Below are 18935 nucleotides of genomic sequence, written 5' to 3'. Positions count from 1 at the left end.
CGATGGTCCTTTCTGGTTGAGGCTAAAGGCCGAGGGAGCGCTTGCGCCCGAAGTCCCAATCTACGCCGCCATCATCGCGGGCTACGCCGGAGACGTGACGGCCGATCTGTTTTTCGAGAGAGGGCGACCAGGGCACGAGCTGGAAGCCGAGGCCGTCGTCGATCATGGCGAAGCGGCCGGAGGCGAGCGCGAAACGCTGGCGATAGGAGCCGGCGACATATTCGCCGCTGGCTGCGCGCTCGAAGGACATGCCGGTCTCGGTTGCGAGCTTCTCGCCGAGGTTGTCGAGTTCGCGTTGGCGCAAGGTGCTGAGCAGCCGGCGCGCGAAGACGACGCGACCGCCCTGCCGCTCGGCAAAGCCCTCGCCGATCAGATGTTCAGCGCGTTCGTCCAGAGCCTGACGGACCTCAGCGCCGAAACCGCTGTCCGACAGCGCGATCGGATCGCGGGCGATGGCCTGCCGGTCGAGCCAGGTCGCGCCCGAGGCGCCGACTTGCGCACCAAGATCGAGATCGGCGCGGACGGCGAGCGCGACGCGGCGCTGCCCCTGCGGGTCCTCCCAGGATCGCAACTCGACGATGGAACCGGGCGGACTGTCGCCGGCGGCGTCGAGATGCGGCAGCTTGATGTGATGGGTCCGCCCGTCGGTGCCGTCGACCACGGCATAAGCGGTGCCCTTCAACTCGTCGTCGAGGCCGCGCTCGACCAGGCGGCCGATGACGGGAACGTCAAGGCTTTCGCCGGCGAGGACATAGCTGGCCGAGCCGCGTTCGATGCCGCGTTCGGTCAGGGCACGGTGCATGCGCTTGATGATGTCGCCGCGCTCGCCCAGTTCACGCAGGACCGCTTCGGCTTCGGGCTTGATGAACCATTGCGAGAGGCCGATCTCTTCGGCAAGCCCGCGGATTTCAAGGGTTCGCAGCCGCCCCACCTTCAGAGTATGAAACTCGTCCGGCTGGCGGTCGGGAAGCGGGGCAAGGTCGATGATGCCGGACTTGCCGGCGTCGCGCACAAGCTGCCGGTCGAGCTGCGTCCAGCGTTCCGCCTCGACCTGCCGCTCCAGATTGCGGTGGATCTCCAGATCGGTGCGGGGCCCGAGTTCCTGCGTGACCAGATCCTGCGCACGGGCGCGCATGCCCTCCTTGATGTAGTCGCGGGAAATCACCAGGTCCTGGCCATCGTCGGTGCGGCCGCGCAGGATGATATGGATATGGGGATTGTCGGTGTTCCAGTGATCGACGGCGACCCAATCGAGGCGCGTGCCGAGATCCTTCTCCATCTGCCCCATCAGCTCGCGGGCGTGATCCTTCAGATTGGCCATGTCCACCGCGTCTTCGGGCGAGACGATGAAGCGGAAATGATGCCTGTCGTCCTGGCACTTTTCCGCGAAAGCGCCGACATCCATGTCGTCCCTTTCCGGGCCGAACATCCGCGCCTTTTCCCCGTCGCGGGTCACGCCATCGCGGCGCAGATAATTAAGGTGTGCGCCGAGCGGAGCCGAGCGTGCCGTTTGGCGAACCACGCGGGTCTTGATGACGGCGATGCGCGAGCGTCCGGTGAGAAGCCGGTTGGCCTGGATGCTGGCGCGCTGACCGCGCCCGAAGCGTGAGCGGTTGCCCGAGGTGATCTTGCCGGAGCGCGAGACGCGTCCGCCGGCTTTCTGGGCGGCGGCGAGCGCCTGGGCGACAAAGGGCCTCGCCTGTTGCGCGCGGGTCGAGCGGATACGGCCCGGACGGATGCGGAACTCGTTGTCATCGGACATGGGGCGCCCCCGCACGGTGCAAATCATCAAGGAAAATCAGGAAGAGGAGCGCGCAGCGCACGGTGCGCGCCAGCGCCGCACGGTGCGGGACGCGCCGGAAACCTGAACAAAAACACCCGCCCGCCACAGCCGCACCGTGCGGCCTTTTATCTCGCCATCTTTCGGTCGTGGTGCCTGCCGCCACCCTCTGCGCCCTCCATGACACGCCAGCGCCCGATGGGATGCGAATTGCGGTGCCGCTGCTCATGGCCGGTCCCCACCGGCATCGCGGGCGACGAACAGCCCCTCCGACTGCAAGGCGGTGAGTGCGTCCGGTGCCGCCGGGACGAGCGAAGGGGCATCGTCCGGCGTGCGGTCGGGGGACGCGGGATCGGCAGCGGAAGCGCCGATTTCACGCGCGACGAAGAGCGCCGCCTCGCGCCAGTCGGGCGGCGGAGCGACCGTCGAGCCGCTGCCGGAAGGCCGCTCGCCGAGCAGGATCGGCGTCAAAGCAGCGACATAGGCGCGCGTCTCGGCAGGCAGCGGACGAGCCGTCGCGCGGTATTCATCGTAGCGACCGGGACCGGCATTGTAGGCCGCGAGCATCGCGGCAACATTGCCGTAGCGATCCCACATCTCGCGTAGGTAGGCGGTGCCCGCGAGGATGTTGTCGCGCGGCTCGAAGGGGTCGCGGCCGAGAGCATGGCGGATGCGCAGCTCCGCCCAAGTCGAGGGCATGACCTGCATCAGCCCCATCGCGCCGGCAGACGATATGGCGTGCATATTGCCCGCGCTTTCGACCTGCATCACGGCGATGATCCATGCCGCCGGGATGCCGAACCGCTGCGAAGCCTCTTCGATATGGGCGCCGTGCGGATGCACGGCGACGGCACGACCCATCACGGCGATCTGCGCCAGGCCGGGCAGCGGGGCAATGGCTGTGACGAACAGGCCGGAAAGAAGAAGGAGGAGGATGCGGCGGCGGGCGCCACATCTCCCCGAGGCGGGACGGATGCAGGACGTGACCATGATCACTCCTGCTCGTCGCGCTTCTTTTGGCGGGTCCAGTGCAAGCCCCAGTCGCGGCCGTCTTCGTCCGACTGGAACAGGCGGGCGCGGATCGGCTGCTGGAAAACTGGATCGTCGAGAAGCACGGAGACGAACGGTCCCGCGCGCTCGCCGGAATGTTTCCAGCCTGCGCCGACTTCCGGCCCATACTCATCGCCGAGATGGATGCGATAGGCAGGCGCCTTGTCGGCGTCCGCATTTTCCGACGGCGTGAAGGTCAGCTCGACGTCCAGCGAGAGCGTGCGGAGTCGCCCGGAATAGCCGGACGGGGTGCGGGTAAACTGGCCGATCTGTGCCATGGAAGGCTCCTTTCCTATGCGGTGGAGAAGACGCGGGACGGCTCAACGGCCCCGCTCTGGACGCGCTGTCACCGCATCGGCGCGCGCCAGACAAAGCGGCCCTCGCCGTCTTCGTCGGTGAAAAGCGGGATCGCGTGGCCGATCACCGCCGAGGCGGGGAACGGGCCGAAATAGCGGCCGTCGAGGCTGTCGCCGACGTCCGGGTTCATCAGGAACACTTCGCCCTCGGCGATGACGCGACAGCCCTGCCAGACCGGCAGGTCTCGGCCGAAGCTGTCGTGGTCGCGCGCCTCGCCGAGCGGAACGCCGTCGACGATAATGGCGCGGCCATCGCGGCACAGGCGCTGTCCGGGCAGGCCGAGAACGTGCTTCAGAAGCGGCACGTCGCGTGCGACGTAGCCGCGCTCGACCATAAACGAGGCGAAGGGTTCGGGTGGGATGACGGCGACCAGATCGGGCACCGCGATCCGGTCGTCGGGTGCGACAGTATAGAACCCGATCGGCACGCTGGCCGATGCGTTCCAGACCAGCCTTGGCGCAGTCGGAACGAATCCGGCAAAGGCGATCCCGAGCGTGGCAACCGTCGTCACCATGACATAGCGAAAGCGCGTCATGGGGCGATCTCCCGCCGCCAGAGCCATGCCTGATGACGCTCCGCGGTGTAGGGACGCGGCGCTTCGCCTGCGTTTATCCAGTGGGAGACGTGCCGCCAATGATCGGGATCGACTTGGGCCGGATCGACACCTATGGCCTCGATCCCGTCGACATGGCGAAGGACAGCCTCGACCTTCGGCCAGCCTTCGATCTTCAGCAGGATTTCGCCGCCTGGACGGACGAAGGGCAGCGTCTGATAGGACTGGCCCGGCGCAACCGCGCGCAGGATGTCGAGGCGCGAAATGATCGTGCCGTGGTCGTTCGCCGCCCAGCGGACGAACGCAAACACCGTGCCGGGATGGAAGAATACAACACGCCGGTTGCGATCGAGGATCTGCTCACCAGTCGCATGGCCGAATCTGATCCAGTATTCGGTCTTGCCTTCCACCCAGGTCAGTTCCGCGCGGGTCAGATCGCCGTCATGGGCGTCGATGCCGATCATGGGCGGTCTCCCCCTATGTCGGGAAACTCGCGCGCCAGCAGGTCGCGCAGCATGTCGGCGACGGTGATGCCGCGCTGGAAGGCCGCGATCTTGATGCGGCCGCGCAGCGCCGGCGTGATGTCCACGGTCAGCCGCGCCGAATAGGCGTCGGCGGTATCCGTGCGCTTTGGCGGCGCGTCGCCGGCCTTGATCCAGCTATCGGGATCGGCCGGGCGCGTAGCGAAGCTGCGCTTCTCGGTGCGCGCCGTCATGACGAAATTCCGTCATGGAATGGCAGCACGGTGGCGATGCGCGCCCGCGCGCACTCGGCCATGTCGGGGTCGATCTCGCAGCCGAGATAGCGCCGGCCGGAAAGCCGGCAGGCTTCCCCGACCGCGCCGGAACCGGCGAACCAGTCGCCGACCAGGCCGCCTTCGGGGCAGCTCGTGCGGATCAGGATCTCCAGGAGCGCCGACGGCTTTTCGGTCGGATGGATGGCGCGGCCGTGGCAGTTGCGCAGGTAGATGACCGAGCGCATGAGGCGCGGCCCGCCGTCATGGCTGACATAATGGCCGGCGTCGATCTGGCCGGTATGGGGCGGGCGCTGCTTGCGCCGCACCGTGCGGGCCGTCGCGTCGGGCGTGGTCTGGACGTCGTTGTAGATGTCACGCCAAGCGGTCTCGGCGGGATAGAACTGGACGGCCAGTTCATGCACCCGCTTGAAGCGGTCGGCATGAAAGCCGGTGCCGTTCTGCTTTTCCCAGACGATCTCCTGCGCGATCCGCAAGCCGGCGTCAGTGAAGCGGTCGGCGGTCGCCATGAAGCTGCGCAGCGAGCCGAAGACCCAGAGCGAGCCGGTCGGCCTGAGGGCGGCGCGCGCCAGCACGACCCAGCCCTCGACGCGCCGATCCCAGGCGAGCGAAGTGTCGCCATAGGGCGGATCGGCGATGATCATGTCGTAGGGTGCGTGCCAGGGCATTTCTTCGCGGCAGTCGCCGGTAAGGATCGTCATGCCGATACCCTCCCGATCCCCAGCAGGCCGATCTCGGCGGCCAGGGCGGCAATCTCGCGCGCGGCGGGTGATCGGCGCCCGATCTCGCGGACGAGCCGCCCGGTCTGCGCGGCGTCGGCGAAGACGACGCGCTGGCCGATGGCGCTGGTGAGCACGGGAGGATCGTGGTCCGCCAGCGTCTCGGCGGTCTCGCGGGCGATGACGGTGCGGGCACCGCAGCGGTTGAGCACGAAGCGGGCAACGAGCTGGGGCCGGTAGATGCGCGCCTCCGCCAGGAGGGCGAGCATCTCCGCCGAAGCCCAGCCGTCGAACGGCGATGGCTGCACCGGGATCAGCACGAGATCGGCGGCGAGCAGCGCGGAGCGCATGAGGCCGGCGACGCGCGGTGGCCCGTCGATGACGATGCGATCGACATCGCGGGCGAGTTCGGGCGCTTCGCGATGCAGCGTGTCGCGGGCCAGGCCAACGGTGCCGAAGGCGCGTGGCAGGCCCTCACGCGCGCGTTGTTGCGACCAGTCGAGGGCGGAGCCTTGCGGATCGGCGTCGATCAGGGTGACGCGCTTGCCACCCTGAGCCAGTTCACCGGCAAGATGCAGCGCCAGCGTCGTCTTGCCGACACCGCCCTTCTGGTTGAGGAGCGCGATGATCATTTGCACCCCCCCGGCAGATCGAGAGGCAGGCGGGGTCTTTCTGCAGATTCAGGAGCCTCGGTTGCGCCTCGATCAGATGCCGGTCGAGGCGATGCCGGGGCGTCGGATGCCCTCTTCTTAGCGGCTCTACCAAGGCTTCTGGCGGTGTCGCGGATGAGGTTTTCCACATCGCGCGCGCGCTCTTCAAAGTTAGACTCTTTGTTAGACTCTAAGTTAAGGGCGCGATTTCCTGAATGGGTTCCGGGTGTTAAGCCCGGTTTCGGTTCCTGATAGCACGAGCCTCCGGTTCCCGATAGCACGATAGTCCGGGTTCCTGATAGCACGAGGCCATCCACAGGTTTTCCACAGGGCGCGACCGGCTCGAAGGCCAGCAGCATCCGCCCGCCAACCTCAGCTTCGAGAAACAGCGAATAGCCCGGCAGAGGCTGGCGCCGGATGATGTCGCGCAGCTCGAAGGCGAAGCGCTTGAACGGCGACAGGCTGCCGGATTTCTGGTGAAGGTGACGGAAATCGAACCGCCAGCCATCGCGCTGGCGGCCGCCGTGCTTGCGCACCAGGCGGTAGAGCCAGCGGTCGAGGCCGCCGGTGAGATCGAAATAGGTCCGGTCGATGGTCAGCACGAGCGCATCGTCGAGGACGGCTTGGTAGAACCAGTCCGGCACGATCATCTCGATGCCGTCGGGTCGGCCGTTGCGGTCGGTGCGCTCCTGCCATTCGTTGATCCACGAGAAACGATGACGGCGGCCTTCGGTCGGCTGGCGGATCGAGGTGGAAATCGTGGTCGATTGCAGCCGGTCGAGCGCCGCCTTCAGCCGCTGGTAGTCGCGAAGCGACGTGCCGCGCCCGACATAGGTGAGAATCTCATAGGGCGTGGCGGCCATCAGCCGGGAGGTGCGAAGCCCGGCATCGCGGGCTTCGACGATCTGGCTCGCGGCCCAGATCAGGATGTCGGCGTCCCAGATCGTGGCCATGCCATGATCGGGAACCGCCTCGACCCGGATGGTCACGCTGCCGGCAGCGAAGTCGATGGGCGCGATGCGCTTCGACTTGGCGAGGGAGAAGAAGGGATAGGCCATGAGATCCTGCGCGTCTCGTGGCGCGAAGTCGCCGGGGAGCGCCCGGAACAGGTCGAGCTGCCCGCGCTCAGAAAGGGATCGGCGTCGCACCGTCATGAAGGGAACCGGCTGCGATCAGCGGGCGTAACGACCGGCCTGCGGGCCGGACGGAAGCGACTGACGCTTGGCGGGCAGCACTGAGCCACGCGGATCGGAGGTGGAGGTCACCGCGCCGCGCTCGGTCCAGGCCTCGAGATCGTCGATGGCATAGACCACACGGCCGCCGAGCTTGCGATAGGCAGGCCCGGTTCCGTAGGTGCGGTGCTTTTCGAGGGTCCGGGCCGAGAGGCTGAGAAAGGTCGCGGCCTCCTTGGTCCGTAGAAAACGCGGCGGCAGGACGACGGGTTCATGTGGCATGATCGGGCCTCCGTGGGGTTGCAAGCGGCCGCTGCGGATCAGCGGCGGGCAATGACCACGGTGGCGCAGGAAGAGCGGCGAGTTGCAGGGCGAAGTTGGGGGGTATCGAAATCGCCCACCATCAGGGCAAAGGATCGCGTTATCGTGGGCGGCGATGACGAAGGAGTTTCCGATAACCGCCGGCGACCATGGAACGGGCGTCGCGCAGGAGTGCCTTGATGGCATGACGGGCCGAGGACGCCTGCCATTCGTCCCGCTCAAGCCGGCCGGTGTTCAGAAGAACCCGCGCGATCTCCTGCTGCGTGACGCCGGCCCGATGGCCATCGAAGGCCCGCAGCATCCGTCGGAGGCGTGCGCGTTGCTGGCGTGTCAGGCGCGTATCCGGCGGGATCGCGCGACCATGCAGGGCCGAAAGGAAGCGTTGAATGGCCTCGATCCGGTCGAAACCGGCGAGGCTGAGAGGGACGATGGCGACCGCGATCGCGTCCCCCTTGATGGCACCGTCGAAAATCTGGAGCTTCTGCCCGTTGCCGAGCGGAAAGTGAAACTCCGCACCTGCATTCTCGACCGCGTAGTCGATGCGCCAGTTCTGCGGAGTGACGTCAGCGCTGTCGCCAAGTTCCGAAGGGACCCCGGTCAGCACCACCACACTTGTGTCCTCCGCCGGGAGCCAAAAGACCGGCGCATCGGGTGGCGGGACCAACGGATCGACAGGGAAATCGCAACCCCCATCGCTGCCGGATCCGTTCGGTCAGCGGTTGGGGGTCTCCATGGTCGGCAATTGAGGCTTCAAAATCTGCGTCATAATCGTCATTGCGGCGCAGCCATTCCCAGGCCAGATCGGATGCCGTCAGTTCATCCAGATGGTCGTATTGCGCCGACGAACGCCAAGTCGATGCGTCAGGGGTCATCGCGGCCTCCCGGGTCTACTCAAACGAATTGAGAAGGGTCAGGATTCCCGCACGCGTTGAATTGAGGAAGTCAGGCGATGGTCAACAGGTGATGCGCGGCACGCATCACGCGTCAGGAATTGCGCTGGCTTTCGCGGACCAGCTCGCGGTAGCCGTGTTCGGTCATCCAGTGCGCGCGGGCGAGGTGAGCGTCATGGATGGACCGGCAATGCTCGGGGTCATGTTCGGGATCGAGGCCAAAGAGAACCTGCACAGCTTCGCGCCAATCGGCGCCATCACGCTCGGCATCGAGCAGGCGCATGTAGAGTTTCATATGCTCGCGATCATAGGACGTCAGCGTCTGGCTGGACGGTGGCTTGTCGAGGAAAGTCTGTGTCGGGCGTCCCATCATTCGCTCACGTTTGGGTAACGTATTTGTTAACCATCTTCGGCGGAAGACAGCCATTCCTTTTGACGAGAACCTGACATCACGCTGGCCGCTGTTTCACCGTTTGTCGGTGTTGACCGTATCGTGTTGCAGCAACACGCCCTCGCCCTTATCCGTCGACAAGAAAACGATCCCGGCCGCTTCGAGAGCGCGGCGCACCTGGTCGCGGGTGGACTCGAACACCTCGAGCCCGCTTTGGGATTCGAGGCGTTTGAGTGCGGTCAATGCGACCTGGGCCTTGTCGGCGAGCGTCTCCTGTGTCCATCCCAGTAACGCGCGCGCAGCCCGAGATTGGCGAGCGGTGATCATACATGATCACCTCCCACCGGGATACGCACGCACTCCAGAACTACGGCTATAATAGTCGTTCTCGCTGTGAGCACCAGCCGAAATTCAGGTGCAATTATCAAGGATAGAGAGACGACGCTCCCGTCCATGCCCGTCTGATTCGGTCGCTGGACCTTGCCAGAAGCGGCGGGCGCGATCCGGTGAAGCAGGAGGGAAACCCGGCGGCTTGCGCCGCCGGGCCTCGGGTTCCCGATCAGAACGGAATGTCATCGTCGTCGATGAACTTGCCGTCGTCGTTCTGGGTCTGCTTCGCCCGGCTCAGGAAATCGACCGTCTCGGCGATGATCTCGCAGCCGTAGCGATCGACCCCGGCGGCATCGGTCCATTTCGTGTAGTGGATGCGGCCGCGAACCAGAACCTTCATGCCCTTGTCGCAATGCTGCTGGACCGTCTTGCCGAGGCCGTTGAAGCAGGTGATGCGGTGCCATTCGGTGTCCTGGACCCGATAGCCGTTCTCGTCGCGCAGGACGCGGCCTTCCGAATAGCGGGGGCGCGAGGTGGCCAGGGTGAAGTGGGTGATGCCGGTGCCGCCCTGGGTGGTGCGGGTTTCGGGGGCCTGGCCGATGTTGCCGGCGAGGATGACGATGTTCTGCATTGTAGGTCTCCGTTGCTCCTCGGAGGGACCGTCCCTCCGACGAGACCCGGCCAAGGCCGTCGGAAGACTCCTGCAACTGCCGCCCTTGCTGCAGCTTGCCCCCAAGGCCCCAGGTGGGGCGGGCAGCCGCGTTTGCGCGGCAACACGGCTGGGAGCCGCGGGGGTTGCTGGTGGAAGCCGAACGGACTTAGGGGATCAGTCAGGCGGAGGGATGGTGCTTTCGAAAGCAGATCGGGGACGCACAGCAGAACCATCGTCCTTGCTGGCGACAGCGACCAGGCAGGCCCCCATGCGAACCGAGACCACCGGCATGGCACTCCTTCAACCGTCTTTGCCGGTCACCGTCGTGTCCGCCGCCGGAAGGCCATGTCATCCGCGATGTGATCGGACAGGCTATCGGGTTCTCAGGTCCGGTATGGCGCCGCCCTGCTTCATCGGCCAAAGGCTCGGTCCCTCAGCATCGTGAAGGGACAAGGAAGGTGTTCGCGAAGGCCCCACGAAACGACGTGGACCGATGCAGCGGGGCATCGACCGCACGGGACCACGGTTCGCACCGCAGACCATTTCAAGCGCCGCGAGAAGCAGACCGGGTGCGATGGTGACATGCTGCGACGAACTGCTTTTCCGTCTTGGGCGAAACGACCGGGGCTCGGCGGCGCAAGCTGCCGGCCTTCCTCAGAAGTGGCTGATCGCGTCTGCCGTTTCAGCGCGAGAACACCGACTCGCCGAGGGCGTTCAGATTGACGATGGCCGAGATGCCGATGACGAGACCGCCCATGCCGCCGAACAGGTTGAGAACCAGCCCCGAGTCGATGGCGTTCTTGGTGATGCCATAGACAAGGGCATAGCCGGCGATGACGGCGGGCACGGCGAAGAGAGCGAGCGCAATGAGCCGCAGGGCCGGGTTCTTCGCGAAGCCAAGAGTCACGATCACAAGCGCGATCGAGAGCACGGCGGCGCCGATGGCCATGAGGCCGGACATCACGACCCCGGCGCCCGCGCCCCAGGCATATTGCGCGGCCGTGATGGCTGCCATGACGGGCAAGGCATAGATCGCGAGATTCCAGGCGATCACGCAGGCCGCGATGGTGAGCGAGATGGCGAGCAGGATCAGCGTCATGGAAACCTCCAGAGAACGGTTGGGGATCACGACAGGCTGCCGGGAGATGCGCTCCGCCTGCGACTATGCTGCTTCGCCGGTTCTGCAAGGATGTTCCATCAAAGGCGCGGCCTTGCATCTTGTCAAGTATCGGCGGCCGAAAGCCGCCAGGCGGCGGCGCTTACGCGCCGCCGTCGAACTTCATGACCGGGATGCCGAGCTTGCGGGCCTTGTCGGCGAGATTCTCCTGAATCCCGGTGCCGGGGAAGACGAGGACGCCGACCGGCAGCACGTCCAGCATGGCATCGTTTCGCTTGAACGGCGCCGCCTTGGCGTGCTTGGTCCAGTCGGGCCGGAAGGCGACCTGGGGCACCTTGCGGTGATCTGCCCAACGGGAAGCGATCAGTTCGGCTCCCTTCGGCGACCCGCCGTGCAGCAGCACCATCTCGGGGTGCTTGGCATGGACCTGATCGAGCTTCGCCCAGATCAGGCGGTGATCGTTGAAGTCCGCGCCGCCAGTCACGGCAACCTTCGGGCCGGCGGGCAGCATCACCTCGGTCTCGGCCCGGCGCTTCGCGGCAAGGAAGTCGCGGCTGTCGATCATCGCGGCGGTCAGGTTGCGATGGTTGACCATCGAGCCGCTGCGCGGCCGCCAGGCACTGCCGGTGTGGTGCTCGAAAGCCTCGGCCGCGAGGTCGCGGAAGAGTTCCATGCTGGCGCGCCGTTCGATCAGGGTCTGCCCCTCGGCCGTGAGGCGTTCGAGTTCGACCGACTTGACCTCGCTGCCGTCCTGTTCCCGCTGAAGCCGGCGCTGCGCCTGCTCGTTGTCGTCGAGATCGCGCTCCACCCGGCCGGTGGCGCGGTGGAAGAGATTGACGGTCCCCCAGAGCAGCTCTTCGAGGTCGGGCTCTAAGCGGGTGTCGCCGAGCGTCGCGACGAGGGCGTCGAAGATGTCGGTGACGGCGGCGGCGACGGTGTTGCCCTCGGGCAGCGGCCTCGGATCGGGTTCGTCCTGGAACGGGCGCCAGCCGTAGAGCTGGAGTTCGGTGAGGGTGTGATCGGTCTGGGAGGAGGTGTGGACCGGCTCGTCGCCTGCGGAATAGGTTTCGTTCGTCATCGGGAGCGTCCTTCGTCTGGAGACCGCGCCCATCGCGGCCTTCGCAGGCGTCGAAGCGCACGGGCGGGACGGGTTGGCAGCCCTCGCCCGCTCCGCGAGGGCCTTGATGGCCGGGGGTGGGCTATTTTGACTTTCGCGATGCAAAGGCGGGGTTCGTCCCCGCCGGCGGAAAATAGTCCAAACCCGGCCATTGCCTGCCCGGCCCGTTTGTGCGCCGATCGCCCTCTCCGAAGGCCGTGGGCGCGGGACTCTCCGACGATGGATGCACCTGCCGATGGCGAAAGACTGAAACCGGCAGAGGATGACGCTGGGCCGCGCCTCCGGGACCGATCACGACCTCACCTCTCCATGAACCGGCGGACGTCTTCAGGATGAAGCTGATCCTTCAGACGCGCCCGGAGGGCATCGGCGCCGTGGCGTCGCAGATCATCGTTGAAATCGCCGTTGAGCGGCGTGAGCGACATCGCCTCGATCCCGAGGCTCTCTGCTCTGGCGGCCAGGCCGTCTCTTGCACCGTCCCCGGCCGGGTCGCGATCCCTGACGACATAGAGCCGGCGCAGCGACGGCGGGAACAGGATGGCAGCGAGGTGAGCGGCCGAAAGCGCCGCCAGCATCGGCATGCGGGGCAGAACCTGACGGGGCGACAGCACGGTCTCGATGCCCTCGCCGGCGGCGAGAACCTCAGCGGCGGTTCCGAAGCGGACAGCGTGCCCGAGAAGGACGCCCATCGCCCGCCGCGGTGTTTCGACAGCCGCCTTGCCGGAACCGTCCGGGGCGAGCCAGGTGCGATGCGCGCCGGTCTGCTGGCCCGCAAGATCGGTGACGGCGGCAACGAGTGCCGGCCGGATCTCGGTGGGTGAAGACTCGTCGGGTCTATAGTAGCACCTCGGATGGTAGCGCAGCGCGGTGGTGTCCGAGAGGGAGGTGATCGCCCGCCCGTTGAGGTAGATCGCCGCAAGGGTGCCGTGGATCGGCTGCGCCATGGCGAAGAGGCGGCGCGACGCTTCAGGCGAACCGGGCACGCTGCTGGATGTGCTGCCGGTCGGCGTCCTCGTCTTCTCCGGTTCAGGATGCGGGAGGGCAAGGAAACGGCGCGCTTCCTCGGCCACTTCCTTGAAGTCGACAAGGCCAAGCGCCTCGCGGATGACGTCGAGCAGATCGCCATGCTCCCCGGTGGCCATGTCGGTCCATTTCCCCGCCGCGCCCTTGCCGGAACCCGGGCCGGTCAGGCGCACGAACATCGAGCGGCCAGGAGTGTTCTGCACATCGCCGACCAGCCAATATCGCCCGGCGCGGTGGCCGGACGAGAGATAGTGGCGGCAGACCGCCTCGGCCTCTCGGCCGAGACGGGTCGCCAGTTCGGAGGCGTCGTGACGCGGCATCAGGCTGCCTCCCGTTCACCGATGCGCTCGACCGGCCAGCGGTCGAAGAGCTTGGCCAGCACGGCGGGTCCGCTGGCATCGACTGGCACGAACATGCGCAGCTTCCAGGAGATGATCTCGTGGAAGAGGCCGTATGCCGTGAGACGCTGGCGCATGGTGTCGGTGAAGCCGGAAAGCTCGATGCGGTTCACCCCCATGACGCGGACCCGGCGAAGCTGGAGGCCCTCGGAGAGATCGAGGATCGTCCGGCCTTCCATCAGCGCCGCGAAAGCATCCTTCGGCGTGACCTTCGCGATGCCGGTCGTGGTCGCGTTCGCGGCCCAGGCCGGGGAGACCTTGCGGCCGATGATGCGCTCGCCCGCGTCAGACTGGAGGCGATAGACGCGGGTGGACTCGTTCGGCAGCCGTTTCCAGATCGGCAGCAGCAAGCCCGTCACCATATGCAGGGTGCTGTCTGCGAACTCCGGCACCTCCGCAAGTTCCGCATTCCAGGCCGCAGCGAATGCGTCCCGGTCGGCCTCGACCCAATGGGTCTCGCCCATCATCCTGATGGGGATATTGTGTGCTTCCATCGGCCGGATCAGCCTGACGCGGCGCTCGATCTCGCCATCGTCCAGCATGACGCTGGTGGTGGGGATTTGCACCGCCGCGCGGCCTGAGCGCCCGTTGATCAGGAGCTTCGCGCGCGGATCGTCGAGTTCCGCTAGGGCGGCATCGAGCATGACGGGCCGGTTGCGCTTGCGTTCGGTGATCGTCAGCAGGCTGGTCTCGGCCCCGGTGCGGGGATGGGTGTAGATCACCTGACGGTCGGTGACGGTGAAGCTCTCGGCGCGCAGCGTCTCCAGCCCAGCGTCATAGATGCCGGACGCGATGGCGCCCTCGATCCGCGCGGTCAGAAGCTGCTCGAAAGCGCTGAAGAGAACGCCCTGAAGCTCGACGGTCAGCGCCAGCAGCCGGTTCAAGAAAGTCGTGATGGCGGGCAGCTCGTCCTTGATGCCGTTCGCGTCCATCAGTTTCAACCCGGTGGCGGATTCGAAGCGTTCGAGCGAACATCCCTCGACCTTGCCGCGCACCAGCAGGAGATAGAGCTGGCGCAGCGCGTCGCGGGCGTAGGGACTTTCCAGATTGTCCTCGGGCCGGAACAGGCCCTGGCCGCCGGTCTGGCGCTGGCCGCGCGTGATCGCGCCCAAAGTGTCGAGGCGGCGGGCAATCGTGCTGAGGAAGCGCTTCTCGGCTTTCACATTGGTCGAGATCGGCCGGAACAGCGGCGGCTGCGCCTGATTGGTGCGATGCGTCCGGCCAAGGCCCTGGATGGCGGCGTCCGCCTTCCAGCCGGCTTCGAGCAGGTAATGGACGCGCAGCCGGGTGTTCTTCGCTGACAGTTCGGCGTGATAGCTGCGCCCGGTGCCGCCGGCATCGGAGAACACCAGCACCCGCTTCTGATCGTCCATGAAGGCTTGCGTCTCGGCCAGGTTGGCCGAACCGGCGCGACTTTCCACGACGAGCCGGTCGATGGTAACGCCGCCGCCGCGCTTGCGGACGATACGACGCGAGCGGCCCGTGACCTCCGCCACCGTGTCGGTGCCGAAATGCTGGATGATCTGGTCGAGCGCGCCGGGAACCGGCGGCAAGCTGGCGAGGTTGGCGATCATCTCGTCGCGCCGGGCCGCGGCCTCGCGGCTCTCGACCAGCTGGCCATCACGATAGACCGGGCGCGACGACAGGTTGCCCTCCGAATCCGTGAACGGCTCATAAAGCTGCACCGGGAAGGAATGAGCGAGGTAGTCTAGGACATACTCGCGCGGCGACAGGTCCATTTTCAGATCGCCCCATTCCTCGGTGGGGATCTCTGCCAGCCGCCGTTCCATCAGCGCCTCGCCGGTCGAGACGATCTGGATGACGGAAGAATGTCCCGCTTCCAGATCGGCCGTGATGGACCGGATCAGCGTCGGGGTTTTCATCGACGTCAACAGGTGCCCGAAGAACCTCTGCTTGGCGCTCTCAAAGGCCGAGCGGGCGGCGGACTTGGCCTGCCGGTTCAGCGTGCCGGACCCGCCCTCGCCGCCGGTGATGTTGGCGGCCTGCATCGCCGCATCGAGATTGTTATGGATGATGGCGAAGGCATCGGCATAGCTGTCGTAGATGCGGACCTGTTCAGGGGTCAGTTCGTGGTCGAGCAACTCGTATTCCACGCCTTTGAAGGACAGCGAGCGGGCGGTGTAGAGGCCAAGCGCCCGCAGGTCGCGCGCCAGCACCTCCATCGCCGCGACGCCGCCGGCCTCGATCGCCTCGACGAACTCCGCCCTGGTCGAGAATGGGAAATCCTCGCCGCCCCAGAGACCGAGCCGCTGCGCATAGGCGAGATTGTGGACGGTGGTGGCGCCGGTGGCCGAGACATAGACCACGCGGGCCTGCGGCAGGGCGTGCTGGAGGCGCAGCCCGGCACGGCCCTGCTGGCTGGCGGCGACATCGCCGCGTTCTCCCTTGCCTCCTGCGGCATTGGCCATTGCGTGCGCCTCGTCGAAAATCACCACTCCATCGAAGTCGGAACCCAACCATTCGACGATCTGCCTGACCCTGGAAATCCTTTCTCCGCGGTCGTCGGAGCGCAGCGTGGCATAGGTTAGAAATAGGATGCCTTCGTTCAGGGTGATCTTTGCGCCTTGCGGGAATCGCGACAGCGGCGTGACCAGCAGCCGCTCCATGCCAAGCGCCGACCAGTCGCGCTGCGCATCCTCCAGCAGCTTGTCGGACTTCGAGATCCAGACCGCCTTGCGCCGCCCCTGCATCCAGTTGTCGAGGATGATCGCTGCGGATTCCCGGCCCTTGCCGACGCCGGTGCCATCGCCGACCATGAACCCTTGGCGGAAGCGGACGGCGCCCTTGGCGTCCTCCGGCGTGGCAGCAAGATTGTCGAGCGTGTCGTCCACCGTCCAAGCCCCGGCGAGGAATCCCATATGGGCCTCGCCGGCATAGATCACCGTCTCCAACTGCGCCTCGGACAGCCTGCCGAGAATGTCTTTGGGCAGCACCGGACGATAGCTCGGCTTCGGCGGCGCGATGCTCGCCATCGAGGCCGACTGCACGAGCTGGGTCGGATGCGCCTGCGCCCCGGCGATGCGGATGGTCTGAAGACCGTATTCCTCGTAGATCGCGTCGGAGAGGCGGCCGCCCTCGGCCGGTTCCCAATCCACGATCTCGTAGGCGACCGGCACGGCCTCCGGTTCCGCAAGGGGCGCGTCGGGCGCGGATCGCGCGGCGCGGTTGACATAGCCGCGCACGGTGCGCGGCGCGGTCGGTCGTGCCACCGGCACGGCCAGGCCGGGATCGACGGGAAGCCTGGCCGGAAGCTGCTCCGCCAGCCAGCCCATCAGGGTGGCAACATCCGACGCCACACCGGGCGCTGCCGGGAACACCGCCGGGTCTTCGGCGGGCAGCTTGTCGATGACGGTCAGCCGCGTGTCGATGGTGGTGCCGTGCTTGGCATAGACCGATCCATCGATGACGGCCGAGAAGACCACGCGGCCGCGCTCCTGCAGCCGTTTCCAGTTAGCCGTCCAGGCCGGATTGTCGGGGGCGAAGCTCGCGCCGGTGATGGTGACGAGCCGCCCGCCGGGCGCAAGGCGCGCCAGCGTCGAGGCGACATGGCGGAAGGCGGCATCAGCCACGCGGCCCTCGACATGGGCCATGACCGAGAACGGCGGGTTCATCAGCACCACTGTCGGGATCAGGCCGGGATCGAGATGATCGTCGATCTGGGCGGCGTCGAAGCGGGTGACGGACAGGGCCGGAAAGAGGGAGGAAAGCAGGCCGGCGCGGACCTCGGCCAGTTCGTTGACGAGCAGCGCACCGCCGGCGATCTCGGCCAGGATGGCGAGGAGCCCGGTGCCGGCCGAGGGCTCCAGCACGCGGTCGGCGTGCGTGATCGCCGCCGCCGTCACCGCAGCGAAGCCGAGAGGGATCGGGGTGGAGAACTGCTGGAAGGTCTGCGCTTCCTCGGAACGCCGGGTGTGGGTCGGCAGGAGCCCGGCAATTTTCGTAAGCTGCGGCAGGATTGCCGACGGAGACCCGGCTTTGCGGAAAAGTGCATTGCCGTATTTGCGCAGGAAGAGGACGGTCGCCGCCTCGCAGGCATCATAGGCGGTCTTCCAGTCCCAAGCGCCGGTGGCATCGGACGTGCCGAAGGCGGCCTCCATGGCGCCGCGCAGCGTGGCGGCGTCGACACGCTGACCGCGTTCCAGATGCGGCAGCAGCAGACCGGCAGCGGTGAAAACGCAGGCCGCGGTCTCAGCGTCATGGTCGAACGGAAGCGGCGCGGTGGCGGATGCCGCCGCGGATGCGGAAATCATGTTCATCGGGGATTCCTCGGGAGAGCAAGTCAGGATCAAGCCGGGCAGCGCTCTCTCTCGACCGCACCGGCTCAAACCCCTTCCGGCCCATCTCTCGCTCTGAAGCCGTGGCGAAAGCAGGCATGAAACAAGCGCCCGACCGTCAGGCTGGGCGCTTGTGGGTTTCAGTCGATGGCCTGGAAAATCGCCGCCGCCTCCGCGTGATCGGCGGCATGCTCGTAGAGGCGACCATAGCCCTCGGCGAGTTCGTCGTCATCGTAGCGGAAGGAAAGATGCGAGAAGGCGAAGAGCGTGGCGATGATCCCGGCGGCATCGCTTGAGACCTCGCCCTCGAAGCCGTTGCCTTCGCAGAACAGGCGGCAACGGGGCTTTGAGGTCGGCGCGAGATAGAGCGGCTGGCCGGCGCGTTCGTAGAAATCCCAGAGCCCGCCGCCGTAATCGCCGGGGCTGAGTATCTCCATGAAGCGAAAGACGGTATGCTCGCCGATGATGAGCAGGCGCCGGCCAAAAAGGCGCGGCAGGAAGTCCATGCGGCGCTCGTCGGGGACGCGGATTGCGGATTGGGAAGCAAGTTCGGGCAAAGCCATGATCGGTCTCCGAGAGGGAAAGGGGCACCTGCCGGACGACCCTCTCTCAACCCGTCCGGGGGCACCTGTTCCCGGCCGTCCTTTCGCTCTGGGGGCTTGAAGTGGACCATTATCTGGACCATCTTGTGCAGAATAGCGGAGAACATCTGGAGTGATATGCGATGAGGGTTTCTGTCACCGAGGCGAAGGGGCAGCTCACCGAACTGGTGAAGCGGGCCGAAGCCGGCGACGAGGTGATCCTGACGCGGCGGGGCCACGAGGTCGCCCGCCTCGTGCCGGTTGCCGTGGTGGCGACCCCGAAAGGCCGGCGCGCGCTGATGGAGCGGGTCCGGGCCACGGCGCGGGGCAAGGCATTGCCCGGCGCGGCTGCCGCGCGCAGCCAGGATTTCCTCTACGGGGATGACGGGATGCCGGCATGATCGCCGTCGATACCTCGGCGCTGATGGCCATCGTGCTGGACGAGCCGCAGGCCGAGACCTGCATGGTGGCGATCGAGGCGGCAGACGGCCTGCTGATCTCGGCCGGAACAGTGGCCGAGGCGCTGATCGTCGCCGGGCGGCGCAATGTCGGTGAAGAGATCGCCGCCCTGGTCGAGGGCCTTGGGTTCGAGGTGGTCTCCGTCACTGAAGCCTCGGCACGCAGGATCGCCGAAGCCTATGCCCGCTGGGGCAAGGGCGTTCATCCCGCCGGACTCAACTACGGGGATTGCTTCGCCTATGAGGTCGCCAGCGAACGCGGCTGCCCGTTGCTCTTCGTCGGCGACGACTTCTCACGGACGGACCTGCTGTCGGTTCTGTGAGGCA

22 protein-coding genes are annotated in these 18935 nt (G+C 66.5%); 2 read left to right on the top strand and 20 right to left on the bottom strand.

The features are described from left to right. Positions 1–22: 22 nt before the first annotated feature. The 20 genes from P2PM1_RS08665 to P2PM1_RS08575 form a co-directional block, all read right to left on the bottom strand. Positions 23–1762, bottom strand: a complete 1740-nt coding sequence (locus P2PM1_RS08665; protein ID WP_037092212.1) for a VirD2 family relaxase/mobilization nuclease — start codon at positions 1760–1762, stop codon at positions 23–25. Between the two features lie 243 nt (positions 1763–2005). Further along, a complete protein-coding gene (locus tag P2PM1_RS08660; protein ID WP_012092634.1) occupies positions 2006–2770 on the bottom strand; it encodes a lytic transglycosylase domain-containing protein in 765 nt (254 codons plus the stop codon). 2 nt (positions 2771–2772) lie between these two features. Further along, a complete protein-coding gene (locus tag P2PM1_RS08655; RefSeq protein ID WP_012092633.1) occupies positions 2773–3108 on the bottom strand; it encodes a DUF736 domain-containing protein in 336 nt (111 codons plus the stop codon). A 68-nt stretch (positions 3109–3176) separates the two neighbouring features. Further along, positions 3177–3722 carry a S26 family signal peptidase gene (locus P2PM1_RS08650; protein ID WP_012092632.1) on the bottom strand — a complete coding sequence of 182 codons (546 nt, stop codon included), beginning with the start codon at positions 3720–3722 and terminating at the stop codon, positions 3177–3179. After that, positions 3719–4204 (bottom strand): DUF2840 domain-containing protein, encoded by a 486-nt coding sequence (locus P2PM1_RS08645; protein WP_012092631.1) that lies wholly within the window; start codon positions 4202–4204, stop codon positions 3719–3721. The genes P2PM1_RS08650 and P2PM1_RS08645 overlap by 4 nt, the downstream gene beginning before the upstream one ends. Next, the gene (locus tag P2PM1_RS08640; RefSeq protein ID WP_039194771.1) at positions 4201–4455 is read right to left on the bottom strand and encodes a hypothetical protein; all 255 of its coding nucleotides are present in this window, start codon (positions 4453–4455) and stop codon (positions 4201–4203) included. The genes P2PM1_RS08645 and P2PM1_RS08640 overlap by 4 nt, the downstream gene beginning before the upstream one ends. Continuing rightward, positions 4452–5195: a site-specific DNA-methyltransferase gene (locus P2PM1_RS08635; protein WP_039194770.1), complete on the bottom strand. Its 744-nt coding sequence runs from the start codon at positions 5193–5195 to the stop codon at positions 4452–4454. The genes P2PM1_RS08640 and P2PM1_RS08635 overlap by 4 nt, the downstream gene beginning before the upstream one ends. Further along, the gene (gene parA / locus P2PM1_RS08630; RefSeq protein ID WP_012092628.1) at positions 5192–5845 is read right to left on the bottom strand and encodes a ParA family partition ATPase; all 654 of its coding nucleotides are present in this window, start codon (positions 5843–5845) and stop codon (positions 5192–5194) included. The genes P2PM1_RS08635 and parA overlap by 4 nt, the downstream gene beginning before the upstream one ends. Next, positions 5842–7017: a replication initiator protein A gene (locus tag P2PM1_RS08625; RefSeq protein WP_039194769.1), complete on the bottom strand. Its 1176-nt coding sequence runs from the start codon at positions 7015–7017 to the stop codon at positions 5842–5844. Before P2PM1_RS08625 ends, parA begins: the two co-directional genes overlap by 4 nt. A gap of 18 nt (positions 7018–7035) precedes the next feature. Next, on the bottom strand, positions 7036–7317 hold the full coding sequence (locus P2PM1_RS08620; RefSeq protein WP_039194768.1) for an AlpA family transcriptional regulator: 282 nt from the start codon (positions 7315–7317) through the stop codon (positions 7036–7038). A gap of 139 nt (positions 7318–7456) precedes the next feature. Further along, positions 7457–7966 (bottom strand): DUF2285 domain-containing protein, encoded by a 510-nt coding sequence (locus P2PM1_RS08615; protein ID WP_197057540.1) that lies wholly within the window; start codon positions 7964–7966, stop codon positions 7457–7459. Then, a complete protein-coding gene (locus P2PM1_RS25410; RefSeq protein ID WP_073469400.1) occupies positions 7920–8228 on the bottom strand; it encodes a transcriptional regulator domain-containing protein in 309 nt (102 codons plus the stop codon). Before P2PM1_RS25410 ends, P2PM1_RS08615 begins: the two co-directional genes overlap by 47 nt. Positions 8229–8340: 112 nt before the next feature. After that, entirely contained in the window at positions 8341–8616 is a 276-nt protein-coding gene (locus P2PM1_RS08610) for a DNA -binding domain-containing protein (RefSeq protein ID WP_039194909.1), read from the bottom strand. A 96-nt stretch (positions 8617–8712) separates the two neighbouring features. After that, positions 8713–8964, bottom strand: a complete 252-nt coding sequence (locus P2PM1_RS08605; protein WP_012092622.1) for a helix-turn-helix transcriptional regulator — start codon at positions 8962–8964, stop codon at positions 8713–8715. A 232-nt stretch (positions 8965–9196) separates the two neighbouring features. Next, positions 9197–9598: a single-stranded DNA-binding protein gene (locus P2PM1_RS08600; RefSeq protein WP_012092621.1), complete on the bottom strand. Its 402-nt coding sequence runs from the start codon at positions 9596–9598 to the stop codon at positions 9197–9199. A 703-nt stretch (positions 9599–10301) separates the two neighbouring features. After that, positions 10302–10718, bottom strand: a complete 417-nt coding sequence (locus tag P2PM1_RS08595; RefSeq protein ID WP_039194765.1) for a hypothetical protein — start codon at positions 10716–10718, stop codon at positions 10302–10304. Between the two features lie 160 nt (positions 10719–10878). Further along, positions 10879–11814 (bottom strand): DUF2493 domain-containing protein, encoded by a 936-nt coding sequence (locus P2PM1_RS08590; RefSeq protein ID WP_012092619.1) that lies wholly within the window; start codon positions 11812–11814, stop codon positions 10879–10881. 338 nt (positions 11815–12152) lie between these two features. Further along, a complete protein-coding gene (locus tag P2PM1_RS08585; RefSeq protein WP_039194763.1) occupies positions 12153–13196 on the bottom strand; it encodes a toprim domain-containing protein in 1044 nt (347 codons plus the stop codon). Next, the gene (locus P2PM1_RS08580; protein ID WP_039194760.1) at positions 13196–17551 is read right to left on the bottom strand and encodes a strawberry notch-like NTP hydrolase domain-containing protein; all 4356 of its coding nucleotides are present in this window, start codon (positions 17549–17551) and stop codon (positions 13196–13198) included. Before P2PM1_RS08580 ends, P2PM1_RS08585 begins: the two co-directional genes overlap by 1 nt. 158 nt (positions 17552–17709) lie before the next feature. Further along, the gene (locus tag P2PM1_RS08575) at positions 17710–18132 is read right to left on the bottom strand and encodes an antirestriction protein (protein ID WP_012092616.1); all 423 of its coding nucleotides are present in this window, start codon (positions 18130–18132) and stop codon (positions 17710–17712) included. A 161-nt stretch (positions 18133–18293) separates the two neighbouring features. On the opposite strand from P2PM1_RS08575, the gene P2PM1_RS08570 reads away from it, so the two are divergent. Together P2PM1_RS08570 and P2PM1_RS08565 are read left to right on the top strand one after the other, a co-directional pair. Continuing rightward, the gene (locus P2PM1_RS08570; protein WP_028034381.1) at positions 18294–18551 is read left to right on the top strand and encodes a type II toxin-antitoxin system Phd/YefM family antitoxin; all 258 of its coding nucleotides are present in this window, start codon (positions 18294–18296) and stop codon (positions 18549–18551) included. Beyond that, positions 18548–18931 carry a type II toxin-antitoxin system VapC family toxin gene (locus P2PM1_RS08565; RefSeq protein ID WP_012092614.1) on the top strand — a complete coding sequence of 128 codons (384 nt, stop codon included), beginning with the start codon at positions 18548–18550 and terminating at the stop codon, positions 18929–18931. The genes P2PM1_RS08570 and P2PM1_RS08565 overlap by 4 nt, the downstream gene beginning before the upstream one ends. Positions 18932–18935 lie beyond the last annotated feature (4 nt).

Source organism: Stappia sp. P2PMeth1, assembly GCF_900185735.1.
Lineage (GTDB): Bacteria > Pseudomonadota > Alphaproteobacteria > Rhizobiales > Stappiaceae > Stappia.
The sequence above is the reverse complement of the archived record's forward strand: the minus strand, read 5'-3'. Positions and strand labels throughout refer to the sequence as shown.

What these genes read in the sequence shown, in the direction of transcription:
- P2PM1_RS08665 (WP_037092212.1), bottom strand. Translation starts at nt 1,762, where the DNA reads ATGTCCGATGACAACGAGTTCCGCATCCGTCCGGGCCGTATCCGCTCG.
- P2PM1_RS08660 (WP_012092634.1), bottom strand. Translation starts at nt 2,770, where the DNA reads ATGGTCACGTCCTGCATCCGTCCCGCCTCGGGGAGATGTGGCGCCCGC.
- P2PM1_RS08655 (WP_012092633.1), bottom strand. Translation starts at nt 3,108, where the DNA reads ATGGCACAGATCGGCCAGTTTACCCGCACCCCGTCCGGCTATTCCGGG.
- P2PM1_RS08650 (WP_012092632.1), bottom strand. Translation starts at nt 3,722, where the DNA reads ATGACGCGCTTTCGCTATGTCATGGTGACGACGGTTGCCACGCTCGGG.
- P2PM1_RS08645 (WP_012092631.1), bottom strand. Translation starts at nt 4,204, where the DNA reads ATGATCGGCATCGACGCCCATGACGGCGATCTGACCCGCGCGGAACTG.
- P2PM1_RS08640 (WP_039194771.1), bottom strand. Translation starts at nt 4,455, where the DNA reads ATGACGGCGCGCACCGAGAAGCGCAGCTTCGCTACGCGCCCGGCCGAT.
- P2PM1_RS08635 (WP_039194770.1), bottom strand. Translation starts at nt 5,195, where the DNA reads ATGACGATCCTTACCGGCGACTGCCGCGAAGAAATGCCCTGGCACGCA.
- parA (WP_012092628.1), bottom strand. Translation starts at nt 5,845, where the DNA reads ATGATCATCGCGCTCCTCAACCAGAAGGGCGGTGTCGGCAAGACGACG.
- P2PM1_RS08625 (WP_039194769.1), bottom strand. Translation starts at nt 7,017, where the DNA reads ATGACGGTGCGACGCCGATCCCTTTCTGAGCGCGGGCAGCTCGACCTG.
- P2PM1_RS08620 (WP_039194768.1), bottom strand. Translation starts at nt 7,317, where the DNA reads ATGCCACATGAACCCGTCGTCCTGCCGCCGCGTTTTCTACGGACCAAG.
- P2PM1_RS25410 (WP_073469400.1), bottom strand. Translation starts at nt 8,228, where the DNA reads ATGACCCCTGACGCATCGACTTGGCGTTCGTCGGCGCAATACGACCAT.
- P2PM1_RS08610 (WP_039194909.1), bottom strand. Translation starts at nt 8,616, where the DNA reads ATGGGACGCCCGACACAGACTTTCCTCGACAAGCCACCGTCCAGCCAG.
- P2PM1_RS08605 (WP_012092622.1), bottom strand. Translation starts at nt 8,964, where the DNA reads ATGATCACCGCTCGCCAATCTCGGGCTGCGCGCGCGTTACTGGGATGG.
- P2PM1_RS08600 (WP_012092621.1), bottom strand. Translation starts at nt 9,598, where the DNA reads ATGCAGAACATCGTCATCCTCGCCGGCAACATCGGCCAGGCCCCCGAA.
- P2PM1_RS08595 (WP_039194765.1), bottom strand. Translation starts at nt 10,718, where the DNA reads ATGACGCTGATCCTGCTCGCCATCTCGCTCACCATCGCGGCCTGCGTG.
- P2PM1_RS08590 (WP_012092619.1), bottom strand. Translation starts at nt 11,814, where the DNA reads ATGACGAACGAAACCTATTCCGCAGGCGACGAGCCGGTCCACACCTCC.
- P2PM1_RS08585 (WP_039194763.1), bottom strand. Translation starts at nt 13,196, where the DNA reads ATGCCGCGTCACGACGCCTCCGAACTGGCGACCCGTCTCGGCCGAGAG.
- P2PM1_RS08580 (WP_039194760.1), bottom strand. Translation starts at nt 17,551, where the DNA reads ATGAACATGATTTCCGCATCCGCGGCGGCATCCGCCACCGCGCCGCTT.
- P2PM1_RS08575 (WP_012092616.1), bottom strand. Translation starts at nt 18,132, where the DNA reads ATGGCTTTGCCCGAACTTGCTTCCCAATCCGCAATCCGCGTCCCCGAC.
- P2PM1_RS08570 (WP_028034381.1), top strand. Translation starts at nt 18,294, where the DNA reads ATGAGGGTTTCTGTCACCGAGGCGAAGGGGCAGCTCACCGAACTGGTG.
- P2PM1_RS08565 (WP_012092614.1), top strand. Translation starts at nt 18,548, where the DNA reads ATGATCGCCGTCGATACCTCGGCGCTGATGGCCATCGTGCTGGACGAG.